This is a genomic window from Clostridium aestuarii (assembly GCF_026735135.1).
Classification (GTDB): Bacteria; Bacillota; Clostridia; order Clostridiales; family Clostridiaceae; genus Clostridium_H; species Clostridium_H aestuarii.
Window position 1 is genome coordinate 1 of the sequence record NZ_JAPQER010000011.1, and the last position, 19,928, is coordinate 19,928.

Genomic DNA, 19,928 nt, shown 5'->3' on the forward strand with positions numbered 1-19,928 from the left:
CAAACTCTCAATTTAAAAGTTTAATCTTTTACTCATTACAATTGACTGACATTATTTCTTAACTTCTGTTTAATTTTCAAAGACCAATTTTCGCTTGCCATCTTGCGACAGCTTACTTAGTATATCAATTTAAATCTTCTTTGTCAACAATTTTTTTGAATTTATTTAATCTTGTTAAATTATTAAAATTCATACTCAGTTGTTAAACTGTCGCCGTTTTTGCAGCAACAGGGAATATCTTATCATAAATTTTAAGCTAATTACACCTAATAAACCCAATATGCATAAATTATATTCTGTTTTCTCCATATTTTTTAATTTTTCTATATTATACTTGTAATGATACACCTGGATAAGTATATATTCTTATATTAACATATATCTTCTATAATGTTTCTAATGGTATACTATTGTTTATGTTATAATTGATTTAATTATAGTGAAACTTAGGGAGGAGACCAATTAATGTACTTTGAAGAATCAGGAAAAATTAACACTGAAAAAACTTTAGAACTAGCTGTTAAAGTAGCAAAAGAAAAAAACATAAAAAATATTGTAGTAGCTTCTGGTAGTGGTTATACAGCCAAACTTTTAAAAGATACTAAGGATATAAATATTGTATGTGTAACTCTTGCAACAGGCTCTAAAGAACCTGGTAAAAATAAAATGTCTAAAGAAATACATAAAGAACTTACGGATTCTGGAATGAAAGTTTTAACTACAACTCATGTTTTAAGTGGTGCTGAACGAGCTCTTAGCAAAAAATTTGGAGGAATATCTCCAGTAGAGATAATATCTCATGCTTTAAAAATGTTTGGACAAGGCACTAAAGTTTGTGTGGAAATTTCAACTATGGCTTTAGATGCTGGCTTAATTCCTTATGGCGAGTCTGTTGTAGCAATAGGTGGTTCATCAGAAGGTGCAGATACTGCAGTTATAATCACCCCTAATCATGCTAACAATATCCTTGCTACAAAAGTTAATGAAATCATATGTAAGCCTCTTTAATAATTCTATCATACTAAACTAATAACCAAATATATACTTAATGTATAACAAAACCCTGGCATTATACCAGGGTTTTGTTATACATTAATCTTTTGTTATATTTCCAACAAATTGTTTTATATATTGTGCTGGCACAGCCATATTCAAATTTTGTCCTTCGAATCCTGCTGTTGTTATTCCTACTAACCTTCCATACATATCAATTAATGCTCCCCCCGAACTTCCTGGAGAAATAGGTGCTGTTATTTGAACCATTTCTATATAATCAAATTTTCTAAATCCTGATACAATACCTTCTGAAATAGTATTAAATAAACCTAACGGACTGCCTATTGCTATAATCTTCTGTCCTCTCATCAAATCTTTTTTACTCAATTTTATAGGTTTTGTTTTCTGATCTACTTTTATTAAAGCTAAATCATAATCTGTATGATATTTGATAATATTGTATACTAAATATTCATTATTATCATTTTCAAAAACAACTCCAAACAATACTCCTTTATTTACTACATGAAAATTTGTTATAATAAATCCATTATCACTTATTACAATACCCGATCCTTTACCTATTAATTGTTCCTTATCATCATATACGTTTATCATCACTACTGATTCAGCTAATTTAGCAATTTCTTCACAACTTTTTTCAACCTGTGTTTTTAAATTTGACATATCTATATTTATATTTTTTTCAAAATTTTTATGTATATTTTTTTCTTTACTTACATTTTCTACTTTTGATATGCGCTTTATCTTAGATTTATCAATATCTACTGGAAATTGTATTACTGTATTATGCATTTTACTGCACCTTATAACATTTGAATAATATTTCACTTCAGGAATTACATAATCTATATCTTCTTTAGGATTTATATAGATTACATCACACCCTAATTTAGACAGCAGTATTAAGAAATAGAGTTCATGCCTTTTTATATTTCCATAAAACATAACTTTATTGATTATATTGATATTACAGTTATCTTCAAACAACTGCTTTAGGTATTTATCCATCCATAATAACAACTTTATACCAAAATTTCTTCTTATTGTTTTGTTTTTATCAGTATTATTTGTATCATACAAATCTATTATTTCTTTAAAAGCTTGTTTTTTCGTCCATTCCAAACATTCATTTTTTATTTGGTAACCCATGTACAAATTAAATAATTTATACGGATTTATATGATTTGCATTTTCTAAATCAATATACTTGTCCATAATTGCCTTCATCTTTTGTACTTCATCTATATCCAACGTTTTTTCAAAACCATTTGTAAATTTAATATAATTTGCTTCAATTGATTGTAAAGACTCATCTAATTCTTTCAGCTCATTAATATAATCACTTTCATTAGACTTTATCCCTATATATCTGCAAAAAATAACTGATTTAGTTAAACTTTTATTTGAAAATTTGTTTCTTTCATTATTTAAAATATACTTCATATCTTTAAAAGGGTTTTTACTTTGTAATATATTTATCTTTAAAGGCTTTACTTTTACAATCATTTTATTTCACTCCCAAAACATTTTTCTTAGTTATCACACTTCAGTAACTTTAATCGTGATAACAAATAAACTCACCAAAGTAACTAAACTTAACGCAAGTGACTAAATTATAATAATATTACATCACAATATTATTAATATCGATTTATATCCAACCCATAACGTTCAGCCCTTATTTTAACAAAGCGACATATATTTAACAATAAAAAAATCAGCTACTCTTACTGGTGATTCTTCTCCAAACAAATATGAGGAAATTGAATAATTAAAAATTTCCCTATGCAAGTTCCTCAAGTAAGAAATAATATAAAACTAATTCTATATATTTTTAATATCTTGTATAAATAATTTAATACATGGCTAGGATTTAACTAAAGCAGCTTATTCATTTAATGCTAGCCTCCTCAAACAATAAAATAAAAGAATATAAGAACTTTATTGTAAAAATTCTTATATTCCTTTATTGTTGTTGTAAATTAAAAATCGCCTCATCAATTATCAATTTCATTAATTGTTGTATATTGTTTTAGTATATTCAAAAATTCACCTTTTTCGTTTTCATTTTTAAATGCCCTTACTGGAATAATATATGCATTGATTGCAGATATGTATATATAAATATGTTTTTTTGTTTCTGTTATTTTCTCAACTGAACTCCAATTTGTTTTTGATTCACCTGAGTTATTTACAGATGTAATTCCCTCTTCTGTTACTGATAAACTCCTACTCCCCAATATATTTACATTTTTACCCTCGTTAAACATTTTACCTATATTCTTTTTTACTCTACTTTTATAATATTTAGGGTAAAAAACAACCCACAATATATAAGTTATTCCAAATACTATTAACCAATAAATTAATGTTGGTTCACTAACCTTCTCTACTATAAAAGGTGCAATTAAAAAAACAATTGAAATTATATACCTTTGTATAAATATAGAACGTTTAACAGTAGGGGAATTATCCATATGATACATATTAAAATCAATGTAATCTTCTTCTATTAATTCATATTGTATTTCCACTAAACTTCCTCCTCTTTATCATATAATTGTTACAGAAATATTATAATATCTAGCTACTATATAGTAAAGCATTCCTAATTATCTTACATTACTAGTAGTATTACCTGCTCTCAGAGAAGTACCATGTTGTTCCCGAACATCTATCATAAATCCATTTTCCATTCTTATCTTTTTTATAATAATTTTTTCTTGTATATGGCCTTTCATTTTCATTTGAACCAACTTCAAATATCACTAATTCTTCAGTCTGATCGATTTTTTTAGTATATGCTTTAAGAATACATGAACCTTTATCGAAAATATTAGGACAATATGCTCCTTTGTTTACTATCATAACTCCGTTTTCATTTTTCTTTATAAGATTTTTATAAAAATTTTCTGCCATATATTTTGGCATTGTGGCGCTAAAAAGCTTTATAAAATTCTCCTTACTTTTTATATTTTTAGGTGGAAAAAAGATGTCATTTTTTTCATCTACTATAATATTATCATTGAATTGCTTTAAAGGGTTCCATGTTGCTTTTAATATCACACTTGCCTTATCTTTATCAAATGGAGTTTTTGCGTATCTGTAACTATAATAACTATAAATACCTACTATACAAATTAATATAACAAATAGTTTAAATATTGGTATATATATAGGTTTAGCCTCGTTCTTAAATTCATATAGTATTTCTTTAAAACCTTCTCCAACACTCATAACTATAATAAATAAAGAAATAAAAACTACAAGTACTATAAAATTAATTGGGTCCATATTTTTGTTCTCCTAATCTATAATATTTTTCAGGTTATTTGTAAACAACAAAAAACAGTTATCAAAATAATAAAAACCATCATTTTGATAACCATATCTTCAATTCTATATTCAAATTGATTTAGCTTCTAGTCCACTATTTAACCTTACTTATTTCAATCTTCCAATCTGGACCAGATTGAACGTTGTTTACTTTAGCAAAACTGTCCATATTTAAAGCTAGTGATACATTATTTACACTGTTTATATAAAGTAATGGTTGTCCTTCTTCAACATATCCAAAACTATAAACATAAGGCATTTTTCCTTCATAAACCAACTTATCGTTATTATATATTTTTATATTAAATTTTTCTCCTGTTTTAGGTTTAATCTTGTTAAAAGTTTCTTTATCTATATTAGTCCATATATTACCATACTGTATATCTAAAATTGGCACATTACCTAGTATAATACCATTATCTTCTTTTGCTTTTTGATATGGAATAGAAACAACCTTTGATTCTAATTTTGGTCCTATTTCTTCAAAAGAAATACTTCCTGAAGCTAATCTAGCTCCTGTATAAGCATAAACATCTCTTCCGTGGAAAGTATATGATTCTTCAGAACCTTTTAATCTATTTACTTTTTCATCTATTTCTCTTAATTCTTCTATCCCCATAGATTCTGCAATTAAAGTAAGAGTTCCATTGTCAGGAGTTACAAAATAATGTCCTGTTTTAGTTTTAAGTACAACTGATTTACGTTCTGTACCCACCCCTGGATCAACAACAGAAACAAAAACTGTTCCTTCTGGCCAATATTTTGCTGTTGTTTGTAATCTATATGCTGCTTCCCATATGTTATATGCTGGTATCTCATGAGTTAAATCAAATATTTTCAACTCAGGATCCACACCAAAAGAAACTCCTTTCATAGCACAAACCGCACCATCTTTTACTCCAAAATCTGATTGAAATACTAAAGCATGTTTTTCTGCATGTGATTTAGTGTCTTTAGTATTTTCAGTTACTACTGTATTTTTTGCTGGAGAAACGGATTTAGTTTCATTCGCAAACACCAAGCTGACAGTAGATAAGGATAAAGCTACTCCTAATACTAAACTAATAATTTTTTTTGACATAATACACCTCCATAAATATTTATATAATACATATATTCATATATTTCTACAAAAAACATATTTTTCCTTTAATTACAAATATTTTTGTTAATATAAAATAACATTTATTATTATAAAAAGGTGCATGGAACTTTAAGTTTTAAAGTTCCATGCACTTTTAGTCTTCATTCAAATCACTAATAGGTACTTCTATCAGTTTATTAGTTTTTAAATTCTTTATGCTAACTGTTTTATTTTCTTTTTCAATATTTTCAATCCATACAGGATTATTTTCATAAGTTACATTTATTACACCTAATGAATGTAATATTTCTTCTGCTCTTTCTACAATCATATTAATACCTCCTATATAAATAGTATTAATATAAAATACATCTATTATCCTTTAAAAAACTAAAAACATATACTGCTACTAATACATTTCACTACATTAGTTATTTCTAAATTTATTTTATTATTTCCTCAAAAATAAAAAAAACACCAGTACGAGCATAAACTAGTATAGGTTAAATTAGTTTTTTAATCTTTCTTTATAGTAAGCACTTATAGTATGTTCTATTTACTACTTTCAATTGGTTGTACCATTATCCATAAGCCTCTAGGTTTATTTGCTCTTATTTGTCTTTCTACTATTTTATATTCTCCTCCATTAACTTCAACTGTATCTGCTTTCATTAATAAATCAAGAAAAGCTACATCTTCCGGTTTTGCTAAATTAAAATCTTCATATCCTGTCATTATTAAATCATCATAAATTTTAAATGTTTGTCCAAATGTATTTTTAATTTCATCATCTGCAAGGATTGGTTTTCTAGGGTTACCTTTTGGATAAAACATAACTCTCATAAAAGGTTTTTCCATAAATGTCACCTCCATTATTATATATTCATGTGTAAGTTACTTTATTCTAATTACTTTTATCTTAGCTGCGTAATTTTAAATTATAAAATTTCTCATAAAAAAAACTGAGCATAAGCCCAGAATAAAGTTGATAAATACATTATTTTGTTGTATTTCCACGTTGATTGTTTGATTGATGCTTTTGATTTGTTTCCTTGGATCCTGAATGTTTTTCTTTACCTTTTTTAGCCATTTTTGTTCACCTCTTTATTATTTTTCTATAATATTTTTGAATTTTGGCATTATTTTCATCTAAAATTTTTTAACCTATTTCATCACTTTGTATTTTTATCTAGCTTTGATTTAACTTTTTTATGTGCTTTATGCTCATTTGGAGTATGGGGACTTCTTTTATCGCTTATATTACTTGTCTTGCTATTACCAACATGTTGATGATCAGTCATTTCTATTCTCCTTTCTCATTTATTATAGTCTTGTTGTATCTCCTTCAAAAAAAGGATTTTTTTCTTCGCTGAATGGAAATGGATTGCTTTCAATATTAGGATCTACTTCTTCATCATTTTTCAATTCAGTATTATTTCCTATTACGGCAAATTCATCTTCATTAGTTACTGGATTATGTTTATCATTAATTTTTTCTATTTGATGATTCAATTTATGCATTTTGCCTTTTTCTATATTTTTATTATTCTTTACATTCATCCATAACACTCCTAATTAAATATAAATATTTTTGTATACTATCTGTTACTTTTATAATAATAGTTACTTACTATAGGAGTAGATTTATAATATTCTTCACCATACAACTCTCTATCATCTAAAACTTCAAGTAATTTAGACTCTGTTTTTTCTCTTTTATTTTCTTTATTATTTTTTTCTTTATACATCACTTCACCTTCCTATGAATTATTTTCTCTCTAAAATAAAAGTTTATACCCTCTTTTAATCCTTATTACATGATTAAAAATTTCAAATGCTAAATACAAGCTTTTCATAAAAAAAGAATGGCATTTAGCCATTCTTTTTTACTCAATTATATTTAATTCTTTTGGATATTTATTTAAAATTTCACATCCATCCTTTGTTACTAACACTAAATCTTCAATTCTAACTCCTACTTTATCAGAAATATAAATTCCTGGTTCTATTGAAAATATCATTCCTTCTTGAACAATCATTTCATTTGATGCTCCTACATCTGGAAATTCATGAACATCAATTCCAACATTATGACCCGTTCTATGAGTGAAATATTTTCCATATCCATGCTTTTCTATAACTTCTCTAGATGCTTTATCTATATCTGAAAATCTAACTCCTGGCTTTACAGCTTCAATTCCTTTCAAATTAGCTTGTAAAACTATATTATAGATTTTTTTATATTCCTCTTCTGGTTCTTTATAAAATACGGTTCTAGTCATGTCTGAACAATAATTATTCGTCCTACCACCAATATCTAAAATTACACTGTCACCTTTTTTTGCCATGCTTTCATCAGAACTATGGTGTGGTTCAGCAGCATTTGCTCCATAAGCTATTAATGGATAAAATGAAAAACTACTTGTACCATATTTCTCATATACATCACCTAACATTTTGCAAGCTTTCTTTTCAGAATAGTCTTTTGAAAGCATCTTAATTAAATCTCCCATAGCTTTGTCATTTATTCTAGACGCTTCTCTCATAAGTTCAATTTCCTCATCATCTTTTATCATTCTAACTTCATCAACTATAGGTCCTCCATTTACACAATTAATTCCCCCCATTTTCTCCATAAGACTTATCAAAAAGTGTGATGGCCATTCCTTATCTATTCCAATTACGTTATTTCTATTTACTACAGGTACCAATAATTTTATTGGATCTTGAGCATCATTATACACTTCTAAATCTACACCTAAATCTCTATTAATAGGGAAAAGTTCATTTATAAATAATTTTTTATCTCCTTCAACATTTATGTATAAAGCTAACATTCTTTCTCCTGGTTCTATCCATTCACCTGTAAGATAAAATATTGATGATGTAGATGTTATTATTATCTGTTGAAGATTATGTTTTTTCATATTGTTAATTATTCTTTCAATCCTTTGAGTTTTCAAGTATAACTCCTCCTTATAACCTATATTATAAAATTTAATTACATTTTAAAATTATGTTTTGACAATAACTCAAAGTTTATCATAAATTTCATAATTAAATCAAACTTGAAATTTTCTATTTTAGCTAAAAATAACTTACAATAAGTCATATACTGATAGAAATGCGTTACACTACTCAAAGAACTTCTAAATTCTATAATTTATTATAAAATTGAAAAGAACTTAAGCTAAACACTTAAGCTCTTTCTAAACTATTCTATTGGTTCTCCTTCGAAGTTTGTATATCTAGGAGGTGTTTTTTTATTTTCTTTGTGATCATCTTGTGGTTTGTGACCATCATGTTTTTTACCTTTTTTATGCATTTGCCCTTTATATGTGTATCTCGGCATTGTACTGCTCCTTTCAAAGGTATCAAAGTTTTTTCAAGAGATTATTATAAAATTTATTCATATTTTGATAGTAAATGTTGTAGTTTTTCAGCCTGTAATCCAGATTCTTTTGCAAAATTTTTAAATGTTGTATTCACTTCTTGATCATTAATTTGTTTTGCATATTCTTCATAATCTCTAACATTCTCTTGTTCATCTAATATTTTTTGTACTAGCATGTCTCTAATGTTTAATTGCATAATACCACTCCTCTCACGTTTAATATTTCCTAAATAAAATATCTTATACAATGTGAGAATTTGTTTTTTATTTTTCTCAAATACAAAATCGCCCTTATATCTATATAAAACATAATATGCAAATCACAATAATATATTTAATTGTAAATACCAAAATTCAAAATTAATCTTTGATTTAAAAAATGTTTATAAAACATATTATAATTTTATATAAAGGGTGATTTTATGAAAAAAGTATTATTTATAGCATATTATTTTCCTCCGTTAGGATGGTCTGGAGTACAGAGAAGTTTAAAATTTGTAAAATACCTAAGATGCTTTAACTGGGAACCTATAGTTGTTACTGTTAAAAATTCATCTTTTTGCATAAAAGATGATTCCCTTTTTAACGACATACCACCAGATTTAAAAGTAATCCGAATTGAAGAACTACCTTCAGCAAAATATACTAATGACCTCACGGAGCAATTAAAAGAAAGTATGTCCCACGTTCTAAATATGTTGCCAGATAGCTATTATAATTTTTATGAAAATTCATTTAAAAACTCTTTTAAAACTATTAGGTCATTATTGGCACTTCCTGATGATCAAACTCTATGGGGCTACAATGTATTAAAGAAGATAGAATCCGAAGTAAACTTTAATAATATTGATATGATTTACTCAACGTCTGGTCCATATTCTGCTCACTTTATAGGCTATAATTTAAAACAAAAACACAATATCCCTTGGGTTGCAGACTTCAGAGATGAATGGACCAATTATCCTGGTTCTAATATTGATAAAAATAACATTATATATAAAATTCAAGAAGAATTAGAAACTAGAATTCTAAATTTTTGTGATAAAGTTCTTACTATTTCTCCTATATGCAAAACAAATTATATAAATATTTTTAAACTAAACACTTCAAAAGTTCAGGTTATAACCAATGGATATGATGAAGAGGACTTTGTTAATATAAACATATCTAAAAAAAATGATAAATTCACTATAGTCTATAACGGAAGTTTATATCCTCCAAGAAAACCTGATACATTTTTATGTGCAGTAAACAATCTTATTAATAAAAATCTAATTCCTAAAGATAAAATATCCATTAAATTTATAGGAACCTGTACTCCTGATATATATAATGATATATTCAAGAATGATATATACCATATAACACAATATCTTGCTTATTTATCTCATAAAGACAGTCTTCAACAAACAGCAAATGCAGATTTGCTTTTGCTAATCATAGGCTCTAATCCTAAAGTAAAATGTGTTTATACTGGAAAAGTATTCGAATATATCAGATTAAAAAAGCCTATACTCGCACTATCCCCTAGTGGAAGCGTAGTAGACGAACTTCTAAATAAAACCAACTGTGGAAAGAACATAGACTTTAGCGATATACCTGGTATTGAGGGTTATATATATCAACAATACGTAAATTGGACTAAAAATATTTCTATAAATACAAACGAAAATGAAATTAAACAGTTTGAAAGAAAGTCATTAACAAGTAATTTAAGTACAGTTTTTGATGAAATACTTTCTTCATATCCTCAAATTTAAAATATTAAACACACTACAGTACACTCAATACTGTAGTGTGTTTTTTACTCATATCCTAAACTTTGAAAATATTTTTTGTTATTTAGTATATTCTTGTCATCTGGATTATAACTTCTTGCTATTTCATTATGTTTATATGATAAATCTTTATCTCCTAATTTATGATAACAAACACATAACTGTATATGAGGAAGCCATGTCCATGAGGAATCATCTAAAAAGCCCCAACAGTTATCTGGTTTCTTTAATTTTGTTGCTAATTCATACCAAAACACCGCTTCATTAAGCTTGTTCTGTGATAAAAAACAAAAGCCTAATTTACAGCAAAACTCCGCTCTTGGCATAGCATATTCAAATGATTTATAGCAATATTTTTTTGCCGCCTCTATATTTTTTGTAAAATAATAACTGTCTGAAATTTTACCGCAAGCCGCTATTTTATCCTCTACCCATCCATCTTTTCTATTTAAAAATTTTATATAATATTCTATAGCTCTATCATGCTTTTTATGATCATACAATTCATTAGCATAATAATAAATATCTCTTGCACTTAATTCTTCTCCTTTTTTCAGCCTTGATTCATAAATCTTTAGATTACGATTTCCTGAAAATTTTTCTCTTTTATGAGTGATATGAATATCACTATCTATTATTTTACCATGTACACCTAAATATTCATGAACAGCCCCATACCATTTAAAGTTATTTACTCTCTTTACCAATCTATTTCTTCTAAAGCTTAATATTACATTACCATTTTTATCAAAAGCATAATTATATATCATATTTACAGAATCTATAGAAGTATCTAATGTTTCTTTTAATTCTTTAAGTTTTTGTCTGTCTTCCTCCAATAAGACATCATCTGCATCTAACCAAAGTATATATTCCTTTGCTGCTTTACTAAATGCAAAATTTCTTGCTGCTGAAAAATCATCAATCCACTTAAAATCAAAAACTTTACTGTTAAACTTATATGCAGTTTTCTTTGTATTATCTGTAGAACCTGTATCTACAATTATAATTTCGTCAACTAAATCTCCCACAGATTTTAAGCATCTTTCTAAAATTTTTTCTTCATCTTTAACTATCATACATAAACTAATACTTATCAAACAAACCCACCTTTATCTAAATTGCTTAAAATTCAAGATAAAACTCCGAAGCCTTTAATATATTTTAAAGACTTCGGAAAAACTTAATTAATAATTATACTTCTATATCACAATTATGCTAATTTTTTGATAACTATTGATGCATTTACATTTGATGGAGTTACACTAGGTGAACCAGCACCTGTTACTAAAGCTGTTTTATTAACTCCAGTTTGACCGCAACTAGAAAGTCTTAAAGTAAGAGTAGCAGGTAAATCACCTGCAGTTATTATAATAATAACATGTGCAGTGTTTGGTGAACTTGCATTTCCTTGACCATAAAGTGTTGGACATGGTGGTGCTGGTGGTGATATTGGTGGTACTTTAGCTCCATTAAGGTATAATTCAAATTGGCTTGATCTTTGAGCATAAACATAAAATGTTATATCGTAAACTCCGGCTTCTGTTATCTCAATTTCTTCTGAATCAAGCGTATGATTAATTGGTGGTGACGTAAATGGACCATTAAATTCAAAATCAACTTCTGGATCAACACCGATCTCTACATCTTGTGCTTTTGTACTATAAAAATATCCATACCCGCCTATTGGACCAGTTGCTCCTGTTGGTCCTGTTGGTCCGGTTGGTCCGGTTGGTCCTGTTGGCCCTGTTGGCCCTGTTGGTCCTGTTGGTCCTGTTGGTCCTGTTGGTCCTGTTGGTCCTGTTGGTCCTGTTGGTCCGGTTGGTCCTGTTGGCCCTGTTGGTCCTGTTGGTCCGGTTGGTCCAGTTGGCCCTGTTGGCCCTGTTGGTCCTGTTGGTCCGGTTGGCCCTGTTGGCCCTGTTGGTCCTGTTGGTCCTGTTGGTCCTGTTGGTCCTATTGGTCCTCCTGATGGTCCCATTGGTCCTGATGGTCCTGTTGGTCCTGTTGGCCCGGTTGGCCCTGTTGGTCCTGTTGGTCCTGTTGGTCCTGTTGGTCCTGTTGGCCCGGTTGGTCCTGTTGGTCCTTGTGGTCCGGTTGGTCCTGTTGGTCCTTGTGGTCCGGTTGGTCCTTGTGGTCCTGTTGGTCCTGTTGGTCCAATAGGAGCACATGGTGCAGTACATATAATTAATGGCTTTTTCTTTTTAGTACAGTCACCCATACTTTCACACCCTTTTAGCTATTTTAATAAATGAAATTTTATTTTCATTTTATAATTTATTATATGATTGTACATTTAATTAGTTACATCATATGTACATGCTATAAGAAAAGTGTGAAACACTTTTCAGTTGACAGATGATAGAGGACAATTGACAGTGAAGGAAAGAATTAAGCTGAGCTTAATTCTAAATCCGCAATTTCAACAAGTTGAAATGTACGCAGGCAACTAAGTTGCAATATAAATTTGTAGTTTTGCATTAGCAAAACATCATTAACTGTCCACTGTCCTCTGTCAATTGTCAACTAAGAATGTTGCTTCGCAATATTCTTATACTGTGAATCAAATTTACTACAAATTTAAAGCTTTATAATTTTCTATAAAATAAAAAATACAGAGCAACATAGTATTTTAACTATTTTACTCTGTATTCTTATTATGTTTTATTTTTTCATATTGAATAAATCATATAATTGAGGACGTTACATAATTAAAAATTTTGCTATGTAACTTTGGAATTATGCAAATTTCTCATATTAATTATTGCTTTCTATTTCCTTTAATTTATTATTTATTAAATCAAATATGTATTTTCTATCTTCTGAATTCTTTTCAAAATCAATATTATCTACATTTATTTTTAATATTGGAGAAATAGAATACTGATTAAAATACTCATTATAATGAGTATTTAACCTTTCCCAATATTCTCTTTCTACTATTTTCTCATAGTCTCTTCCTCTTTTATTAATCTTTTTTATAGCAGCATCCACTGATGTTTCTAAGTAAATCATAAGCTTTGGTGGATGACAGTGTTCTATCATATTTTCAAACAAATCCGCATAAAGATTATATTCTTCTTTACTCATTTCACCATTTTCCATAAGCATCTTTGCAAAAATCAAGTCCCCATATATGCTTCTATCCAATATAGCATTATTCATTTTTGCTGCCTCTTTAATCATTCTAAATCTATTATTTAGAAAAAATATTTGAAGAGAAAAGCTGTATCTCTCCCTATCATAATAAAATTTATCCAATATAGGATTATCTACAACAGGTTCTAAAAAAGGCTTGTATCCCATCTCATTAACTAACATATTCATAAGTGTTGTCTTCCCAACGCCTACAACTCCATCAACTACTATCACATTCCAGCATCCCTTTCTGTTAATTTTATCTAATATATCCTTGTAATTCATGACATTTCTCCTTAGTTCGTTCTCCTTGACTAAAAATTATTATATCATATAACACAGCTATTTCACTTGTTTTTATATTATTTTCTTTATAAAAACTAAAAAACATATAATGCTAGAAACATATTTTTCTGCATTATACGTTTTTTAACTTTTATACTATATTAAATGGAACTTAATTTTTTGCTTTTTTAGATGAACGTCCAATAATTATTGCAACTATTGCAGAAATAAGCATTAAATAAGGATAGAAGTTATATTTCATAATTCCAAAAGGAGATATTGCAGCAAGTCCTGCTGCAGCTAATAATTGTCCACTATAAGGTATCATTCCCTGAAATGCACATGAGAAAGTATCCAATAAGCTTGCCGATCTCTTAGGTTCAATATCATATTCATCAGCTATATCCTTTGCTAAAGGTCCTGTCATTATAATCGCAATAGTATTGTTTGCCACACAAATATCAACCACACTCACTAAGAAGGCTATACCAAATTCAGCTCCTTTTTTGTTTTTAATTCTTGAGCCAACAAAGTCTATCAAGAAATCAATTCCTCCATTTACTTTTATAAGCTCAACCAATCCACCTATTAATATAGCAATCATAGCTAAGTCTTCCATTCCCATCATACCATTAGATGCTGATGCTAAAAATCCAAAGAAATCGAAATCACCGTATGCCATACCAACTACACCTGCAAAAATACTTCCTCCTATTAAAACTGCCATGACATTTACTCCTGCTACAGCTGCAATTAATACTGAAAGATATGGAAGAACCTTTACAATTTGATATGGATGTTCAGTTCCTGCAACACTAGGTCCTCCAGATGTTATTATTGCTAAAAGTACTGCTGTAATTATTGCTGCTGGTAAAACTATTTTAAAGTTAGCTCTAAATTTATCCTTCATTTCGCAGCCTTGCGTTCTAGATGCTGCTATTGTTGTATCTGAAATCATTGATAAATTATCACCAAACATAGCCCCACCTACAACAGCGCCTACACATATTCCCATAGGAATACCTGTTTGTTGTGAAATTCCTGCAGCTATTGGTGTTAGTGCAACTATAGTACCCATTGATGTTCCTATAGAAATAGATATAAAACAACCAATAATAAATACTCCAGCCATTAAGATATTTTTAGGTAGAATAGTTAAACCTAAATTAACAGTTGATTCTACTGCTCCCATATCTCTTGCAACTCCTGCAAAAGCACCTGCTAGAATAAATATTATACACATTAATATAATATTAGGCTCTCCTCCACCTTTGCAAAAGTTATCAACCTTTTCATCAATTTTAAATTTTTTGTTCATAGCAACTGCAGCGATACCAGCAATTATGAAAGCAAGGTTAACAGGCATTGCATAAAAGTCTTTCTTTATTAGACCTGAACCAATGAATAATAGTAAGAATAATAGCAGTGGAAGCAATGCTTTAGGGTTACCCTTATACTTTTTTTGATTTGACATTATACCTCCTTAAATCAGAATATTCTGATTTTTATTTTTTTACTATCATTAATTAATATTACTTAAACTATAACTTTATGCAAAATAAATTTAATTATTAAAAATTTATTCAATTTACTTTTAGTTGCTATAATTAATTTTATAGTTTTGTACAAATTTTCATAAAAAAAGCCCTACTAAGGCTTTTTAAATATACTTTAAAATATTTTCAGCAGTAATATTATCAGTAATTAAAACATCAATCAAGCTACCTCTAAGAGCTCCTAAAATAGCTTTTGTTTTGTCTTTTCCTCCTGCCACTGCTATAACTAAAGGTATTTTATTTAACACATCCATACTAACACCAATTATTCTGTCATCCAAATTTGTTGACACACTATTACCTTCAACATCATACATTCTTAAACATATATCACCTATACATTTTGAATTTTTAACTTCTTCTATTTCTTCTTCACTTAAATAATTCTGTTTATATACAGTAGACGTTTTACTTAAATCTCCTATTCCCACTAATGCTATATCACATTTTTCTATAATTCTAAAAGTATTTTTTATACTCTGTTCATTCATAAATATATCTCGTGTCTCTTTGCTTTTTACCAATGATGGAGCATACATAAGATAAGATTTACCATTAAATGTATTTGCTAAATTTCTTGTTATTTCATCACTTTTTAGTGAAATATCCTTTGAGTTTATCCCACCAACCAGCTGAACAACAGAAATATCATTCTTCTTAATTTTAGATAAATTATTTGCAGTTTCTGATAATGTTGTTCCCCAAGATGTACCTATTATACAGTTATTAGTTGCTACACTTTCCAAGTAGAATGCTGCTGCCTTACCGAGTTTATATGTTAAATCTTCTTTTTCTTCAGTAGATGTTATTATAACATCTTTTAAATTAAATTTTTGCTCAAGCTTATCTTCTAACTCAACAAAGCTATTTTCATAACCATTAATGGTTATAGTAACAATTCCTTCCTGTATAAGACTGCTAATAAGTCTATTTATTTTTTGTCTTGACATAGAAAGTTTTTTAGCTATCTGTTCCTGTGTCATTCCTAAATTATAATAGTAGTGTGCAATTTTTATTAATGTTCTTTTATTTTCAGTACTCATAGCTTTTTCCTTTCTTTTATATTAATGTTACATTTTCTCATTTTAGTTACATTTGTATGCTTTTATTATACTTTTTTTGCTTTGAAAACACAATGTATTTGATATAAAATATCCCCATGATTTAAAATAAAATCATGGGGATATTTATTTTGTTTTGCTACTTTATTCCTGACTCTCTTCTTTTATGCTCTGGTGATAATTCTACGCCTAATTCCTCATTTACTTTTTGAGCTTCTCTTTGAAATTTTTCCTTTGATTTATTTTTAGATTTTTTCTTGCTACTAGCTTTTTTATCCATATTACTTTCCTCCATTATTTCTTTTGATTTTTAGGATTACCTTGACCAGTTTGTCTTTTTTTATCCTGAGGCTGAAATTCTGCAGCAGCTTCCATATTAACTTTACTTAATTCTCTATGCCTTTTTTCTGCTTCACTATTATTTCCTTTTTTTGCTTTCTTCTTAGCCATCTTAACTCCTCCTGTATATCAAAACATCATTAGCTTGTCAACTGCCCATATCAGCTAGCTGATGGGCACGTCAACTATAAGAATATTACGTCACAATATTCTTATAGTAATATCTTAACCATTATTTTATCTTTTTATTTTTATCTAAGCTTAATATTGATGGTCTTATAATTGAATTTTTTCCATATTTGGTTTTTAAATCATCAATTGTTTTATCTAGTATCATTGATTTTTCAATACCATCATTATCAAAGAATGAAACCTGCGCTGTTCTATCACTACATAAATGCCCCACTCTAATACCTAAAAGTCTTATGTGATCACCTTTCCACATTTCATCAAATAAATCTTTAGAAATTTTGAGAATTCTTTCTGTTGAATTAGTAGAATAAGATAGTTTTTTTTGATGTGAATACTTTTGAAATAAATTATTTTTTATACTAACTGAAACGGAACTGCATAAACTTTTGGAATCCCTCAATCTCATAGCAACCGTTTCAACTAAAGATGCTAAAATATTATATGCTGTTTTTCTATCTTTAACATCAGATGGAATTGTCATAGAATTCCCTATTCCTTTTATTTTTTCATAACGATTTTGTTCTACAGTTGATTCGTCTATTCCATTTGCATACTCCCATATAAGTACTCCATGTTTTTTAAATTTATACTTAATTATCTCTAAATCGTATTTTGCTAAGTCTCCTATATTATTAATATTTAATTGTCTTAACTTCTCAGCAGTAGCTTTTCCAACCATAAACAGATTCTCAATTGGAAGAGACCACATCTTAAACTTTATTTCATCTTCAAAAAGGGTATGAACGTAATCTGGTTTCTTAAAATCCGAAGCCATTTTAGCTAAAAGTTTATTATTCCCTACTCCTACATTAACCGTAAAACCTAATTCCCTTTTTATCTTATCTTTTATTTTGTGTGCCATATTTAATGGTTCTCCATATATTTTTTCCATTCCTGTATATTCTAAAAAACACTCATCAATAGAATATTTTTGAACACTCGGTGAAAATTTTTTTAAAAGTTCCATTAATTGTGTACTATATTTTATGTATACTTTAAAATTAGGAGAAACAATTTTTAAGTCAGGACATTTTTCTAGAGCTCTAATAATTGGTTCTCCTGTTTTTATATTATATTTTTTAGCTGGAATAGATTTTGCTAAAACTACTCCATGTCTGCTTTCCATATCACCTCCTATTATAGAAGGTATATTTCTTAAATCTTCTCTTTTACCACTTTTCAATCTTTCTACAGCTTCCCATGATAAAAAAGCTGAATTTGTATCTATATGAAAAATAATTCTATTTTTTGACTCCTGCACTTTTATTCATTCCTTTACCATTAATATATAATTATATTATATACAAACATTAGTTCGTTTGACAAGTTTCTAAAAATTTTCAATTGATGAATTATGTAAATTCATGTATCATCATATTGGGGCAACTTATAAGGAGGATTTTTATGACTAATAAAAAAAATGATTTTGCGGTAATAGGATTTGCTTTATTTGCAATGTTTTTTGGGGCAGGTAATCTAATCTTTCCACCTTCACTAGGAAGAACCGTAGGATCTGATTATTTTCTATCTTCTATTGGCTTTGTAATCACTGGAGTTGGACTTCCTTTGATGGGTATTTTAGCTTGTGTAAAAAGTGGAGGTAGTTTTGAAAATATGGCAGGCAAGGTCAGTAAACCTTTTGCAATAATTGCAACTACTGCTCTTATATTAGCAATCGGTCCTATGTTAGCAATACCACGAACTGCTGCTACAACTTTTGAGTTAAGTATACAACCTATATTTCCTTCGGTAACTCCTCTTGTAGCAACTTTAATATACTTTTTCATAAACCTTTGCTTTGTTCTAAAACCAACTTCAATAATAGATAATATAGGAAAATTTCTAACTCCTATTCTTTTAATAATGTTATCTCTTATTGTAATTAAAGGAATATTCATTCCTATTGGTCCAATAATTGATACAAACTACAGTAATGTGTTTTCTAATTCATTACTAGAAGGCTATCAAACAATGGATGCTATGGCTTCTGTAATTTTCGCATCTATTATAATAACTTCTGTTAAAGCAAAAGGGTATAAAAAAGATAGTGAAATAATATCTGTTACAACAAAAGCTAGTATAATAGCCGTTATAGGTCTAAGCTTTATATATGGTGGGCTTTTATATTTAGGTTCACAAACTGCTGCTATGTATGGAACCAGTATTACAAAAACTGGACTAATTATGGCGATTTCTAAAAGTATTCTTGGAAAATTTGGCGCTGTAGCGTTAGGTGTTTCAGTAGGTCTTGCTTGTTTAACTACTTCAATTGGACTTACAGCAACAGGAGCTGAGTTTTTTACAAAGCTCTCCAAAGGTAAAGTATCCTATAAACTAAATGTATTTATAATAACCTTAGTAAGTATACTAATCGCAATTAATGGTGTCGATAGCATAGTAGCTTATGCTGCTCCAATTTTACAAGTACTTTATCCTGTAGTAATAATTTTAATACTTACATCATTAATTCAAAGCTTAATAAGAAATAATAAAATTATTGCTTATACTGTTTATGTAGCTTTATTTATTTCTCTTTTAGATACTATAAATTCATCAGTAATTAATAGTAAAGTAATACATGAATTTTTAAGTTTAATTCCTCTATATAATATTGGCTTTGTATGGATAGTTCCTTGTTTAATTACTTTCATACTCTCATATGTGATTTTAAATAATAATAGTAATAATAAAGGAAATCGCACAGATCACCAAAAAATAGCATAATAAAAAAGCTTATGTTTTATTTAA

At 28.3% G+C, this 19,928-nt stretch carries 23 protein-coding genes; 3 read left to right on the forward strand and 20 right to left on the reverse strand.

What is annotated here, in order from left to right; all coding sequences use genetic code 11:
* The first annotated feature begins 465 nt into the window (after positions 1–465).
* Positions 466–1,008, forward strand: coding sequence for a pyruvate kinase alpha/beta domain-containing protein (locus tag OW763_RS15775; protein ID WP_268042420.1), 543 nt, complete (start codon positions 466–468; stop codon positions 1,006–1,008).
* A gap of 84 nt (positions 1,009–1,092) precedes the next feature.
* Here the strand turns inward: OW763_RS15775 and OW763_RS15780 are convergent, their stop codons facing one another.
* The 12 genes from OW763_RS15780 to OW763_RS15835 all read right to left on the reverse strand — a co-directional run bounded on the left by OW763_RS15780 (position 1,093) and on the right by OW763_RS15835 (position 9,031).
* Positions 1,093–2,526 (reverse strand): YceG family protein, encoded by a 1,434-nt coding sequence (locus OW763_RS15780; protein ID WP_268042422.1) that lies wholly within the window; start codon positions 2,524–2,526, stop codon positions 1,093–1,095.
* 491 nt (positions 2,527–3,017) lie between these two features.
* Positions 3,018–3,554, reverse strand: coding sequence for a YcxB family protein (locus tag OW763_RS16940; RefSeq protein ID WP_268042424.1), 537 nt, complete (start codon positions 3,552–3,554; stop codon positions 3,018–3,020).
* A 100-nt stretch (positions 3,555–3,654) separates the two neighbouring features.
* Complete coding sequence (locus OW763_RS15790) at positions 3,655–4,314, reverse strand: hypothetical protein (RefSeq protein ID WP_268042426.1); 660 nt, start codon at positions 4,312–4,314, stop codon at positions 3,655–3,657.
* 136 nt (positions 4,315–4,450) lie between these two features.
* The gene (locus tag OW763_RS15795; RefSeq protein ID WP_268042428.1) at positions 4,451–5,437 is read right to left on the reverse strand and encodes an SAM hydrolase/SAM-dependent halogenase family protein; all 987 of its coding nucleotides are present in this window, start codon (positions 5,435–5,437) and stop codon (positions 4,451–4,453) included.
* A gap of 157 nt (positions 5,438–5,594) precedes the next feature.
* Positions 5,595–5,771, reverse strand: a complete 177-nt coding sequence (locus tag OW763_RS15800) for an H-type small acid-soluble spore protein (protein WP_268042430.1) — start codon at positions 5,769–5,771, stop codon at positions 5,595–5,597.
* A 221-nt stretch (positions 5,772–5,992) separates the two neighbouring features.
* Positions 5,993–6,298 (reverse strand): hypothetical protein, encoded by a 306-nt coding sequence (locus OW763_RS15805; protein WP_268042432.1) that lies wholly within the window; start codon positions 6,296–6,298, stop codon positions 5,993–5,995.
* Positions 6,299–6,612: 314 nt separating this feature from the next.
* Positions 6,613–6,741, reverse strand: a complete 129-nt coding sequence (locus OW763_RS15810; RefSeq protein WP_268042434.1) for a hypothetical protein — start codon at positions 6,739–6,741, stop codon at positions 6,613–6,615.
* 22 nt (positions 6,742–6,763) lie between these two features.
* A complete protein-coding gene (locus OW763_RS15815) occupies positions 6,764–7,000 on the reverse strand; it encodes a hypothetical protein (RefSeq protein ID WP_268042436.1) in 237 nt (78 codons plus the stop codon).
* 38 nt (positions 7,001–7,038) lie between these two features.
* Positions 7,039–7,188, reverse strand: a complete 150-nt coding sequence (locus OW763_RS15820; protein ID WP_268042438.1) for a hypothetical protein — start codon at positions 7,186–7,188, stop codon at positions 7,039–7,041.
* 138 nt (positions 7,189–7,326) lie between these two features.
* Positions 7,327–8,403, reverse strand: coding sequence for a M24 family metallopeptidase (locus OW763_RS15825; protein ID WP_268042439.1), 1,077 nt, complete (start codon positions 8,401–8,403; stop codon positions 7,327–7,329).
* Positions 8,404–8,654: 251 nt separating this feature from the next.
* Positions 8,655–8,792: a hypothetical protein gene (locus OW763_RS15830; protein WP_268042441.1), complete on the reverse strand. Its 138-nt coding sequence runs from the start codon at positions 8,790–8,792 to the stop codon at positions 8,655–8,657.
* A gap of 53 nt (positions 8,793–8,845) precedes the next feature.
* Positions 8,846–9,031 (reverse strand): hypothetical protein, encoded by a 186-nt coding sequence (locus OW763_RS15835; RefSeq protein WP_268042443.1) that lies wholly within the window; start codon positions 9,029–9,031, stop codon positions 8,846–8,848.
* Between the two features lie 225 nt (positions 9,032–9,256).
* Here OW763_RS15835 and OW763_RS15840 point away from each other — a divergent pair, with 225 nt between their 5' ends.
* Positions 9,257–10,594 carry a glycosyltransferase gene (locus OW763_RS15840; RefSeq protein WP_268042445.1) on the forward strand — a complete coding sequence of 446 codons (1,338 nt, stop codon included), beginning with the start codon at positions 9,257–9,259 and terminating at the stop codon, positions 10,592–10,594.
* Between the two features lie 44 nt (positions 10,595–10,638).
* On the opposite strand, the gene OW763_RS15845 is transcribed toward OW763_RS15840, so the two are convergent.
* From OW763_RS15845 to OW763_RS16945, 8 genes are all read right to left on the reverse strand, one after another.
* Complete coding sequence (locus OW763_RS15845) at positions 10,639–11,712, reverse strand: tetratricopeptide repeat-containing glycosyltransferase family 2 protein (protein ID WP_268042447.1); 1,074 nt, start codon at positions 11,710–11,712, stop codon at positions 10,639–10,641.
* A 113-nt stretch (positions 11,713–11,825) separates the two neighbouring features.
* Positions 11,826–12,830, reverse strand: a complete 1,005-nt coding sequence (locus tag OW763_RS15850; protein WP_268042449.1) for a hypothetical protein — start codon at positions 12,828–12,830, stop codon at positions 11,826–11,828.
* Positions 12,831–13,366: 536 nt separating this feature from the next.
* Positions 13,367–14,032: a deoxynucleoside kinase gene (locus OW763_RS15855; protein ID WP_268042451.1), complete on the reverse strand. Its 666-nt coding sequence runs from the start codon at positions 14,030–14,032 to the stop codon at positions 13,367–13,369.
* 172 nt (positions 14,033–14,204) lie between these two features.
* Positions 14,205–15,506: a Na+/H+ antiporter NhaC family protein gene (locus OW763_RS15860; RefSeq protein WP_268042453.1), complete on the reverse strand. Its 1,302-nt coding sequence runs from the start codon at positions 15,504–15,506 to the stop codon at positions 14,205–14,207.
* A gap of 186 nt (positions 15,507–15,692) precedes the next feature.
* Positions 15,693–16,631: a sugar-binding transcriptional regulator gene (locus OW763_RS15865; RefSeq protein ID WP_268042455.1), complete on the reverse strand. Its 939-nt coding sequence runs from the start codon at positions 16,629–16,631 to the stop codon at positions 15,693–15,695.
* 157 nt (positions 16,632–16,788) lie between these two features.
* Positions 16,789–16,929: a hypothetical protein gene (locus tag OW763_RS15870; protein ID WP_268042457.1), complete on the reverse strand. Its 141-nt coding sequence runs from the start codon at positions 16,927–16,929 to the stop codon at positions 16,789–16,791.
* 14 nt (positions 16,930–16,943) lie between these two features.
* Complete coding sequence (locus tag OW763_RS15875) at positions 16,944–17,099, reverse strand: hypothetical protein (protein ID WP_268042459.1); 156 nt, start codon at positions 17,097–17,099, stop codon at positions 16,944–16,946.
* A gap of 121 nt (positions 17,100–17,220) precedes the next feature.
* A complete protein-coding gene (locus tag OW763_RS16945) occupies positions 17,221–18,441 on the reverse strand; it encodes a DNA polymerase Y family protein (RefSeq protein ID WP_268042461.1) in 1,221 nt (406 codons plus the stop codon).
* Positions 18,442–18,584: 143 nt separating this feature from the next.
* On the opposite strand from OW763_RS16945, the gene brnQ reads away from it, so the two are divergent.
* Positions 18,585–19,904, forward strand: coding sequence for a branched-chain amino acid transport system II carrier protein (gene brnQ, locus OW763_RS15885; protein ID WP_268042463.1), 1,320 nt, complete (start codon positions 18,585–18,587; stop codon positions 19,902–19,904).
* The last annotated feature ends 24 nt before the right edge of the window (positions 19,905–19,928 follow it).

Excerpts from the sequence above, each read along its gene's own strand:
- OW763_RS15775 (WP_268042420.1), top strand. The coding sequence starts at position 466 with ATGTACTTTGAAGAATCAGGAAAAATTAACACTGAAAAAACTTTAGAA.
- OW763_RS15780 (WP_268042422.1), bottom strand. The coding sequence starts at position 2,526 with ATGATTGTAAAAGTAAAGCCTTTAAAGATAAATATATTACAAAGTAAA.
- OW763_RS15790 (WP_268042426.1), bottom strand. The coding sequence starts at position 4,314 with ATGGACCCAATTAATTTTATAGTACTTGTAGTTTTTATTTCTTTATTT.
- OW763_RS15795 (WP_268042428.1), bottom strand. The coding sequence starts at position 5,437 with ATGTCAAAAAAAATTATTAGTTTAGTATTAGGAGTAGCTTTATCCTTA.
- OW763_RS15800 (WP_268042430.1), bottom strand. The coding sequence starts at position 5,771 with ATGATTGTAGAAAGAGCAGAAGAAATATTACATTCATTAGGTGTAATA.
- OW763_RS15805 (WP_268042432.1), bottom strand. The coding sequence starts at position 6,298 with ATGGAAAAACCTTTTATGAGAGTTATGTTTTATCCAAAAGGTAACCCT.
- OW763_RS15810 (WP_268042434.1), bottom strand. The coding sequence starts at position 6,741 with ATGACTGATCATCAACATGTTGGTAATAGCAAGACAAGTAATATAAGC.
- OW763_RS15815 (WP_268042436.1), bottom strand. The coding sequence starts at position 7,000 with ATGAATGTAAAGAATAATAAAAATATAGAAAAAGGCAAAATGCATAAA.
- OW763_RS15820 (WP_268042438.1), bottom strand. The coding sequence starts at position 7,188 with ATGTATAAAGAAAAAAATAATAAAGAAAATAAAAGAGAAAAAACAGAG.
- OW763_RS15830 (WP_268042441.1), bottom strand. The coding sequence starts at position 8,792 with ATGCCGAGATACACATATAAAGGGCAAATGCATAAAAAAGGTAAAAAA.
- OW763_RS15835 (WP_268042443.1), bottom strand. The coding sequence starts at position 9,031 with ATGCAATTAAACATTAGAGACATGCTAGTACAAAAAATATTAGATGAA.
- OW763_RS15840 (WP_268042445.1), top strand. The coding sequence starts at position 9,257 with ATGAAAAAAGTATTATTTATAGCATATTATTTTCCTCCGTTAGGATGG.
- OW763_RS15850 (WP_268042449.1), bottom strand. The coding sequence starts at position 12,830 with ATGGGTGACTGTACTAAAAAGAAAAAGCCATTAATTATATGTACTGCA.
- OW763_RS15855 (WP_268042451.1), bottom strand. The coding sequence starts at position 14,032 with ATGAATTACAAGGATATATTAGATAAAATTAACAGAAAGGGATGCTGG.
- OW763_RS15860 (WP_268042453.1), bottom strand. The coding sequence starts at position 15,506 with ATGTCAAATCAAAAAAAGTATAAGGGTAACCCTAAAGCATTGCTTCCA.
- OW763_RS15865 (WP_268042455.1), bottom strand. The coding sequence starts at position 16,631 with ATGAGTACTGAAAATAAAAGAACATTAATAAAAATTGCACACTACTAT.
- OW763_RS15870 (WP_268042457.1), bottom strand. The coding sequence starts at position 16,929 with ATGGATAAAAAAGCTAGTAGCAAGAAAAAATCTAAAAATAAATCAAAG.
- OW763_RS15875 (WP_268042459.1), bottom strand. The coding sequence starts at position 17,099 with ATGGCTAAGAAGAAAGCAAAAAAAGGAAATAATAGTGAAGCAGAAAAA.
- brnQ (WP_268042463.1), top strand. The coding sequence starts at position 18,585 with ATGACTAATAAAAAAAATGATTTTGCGGTAATAGGATTTGCTTTATTT.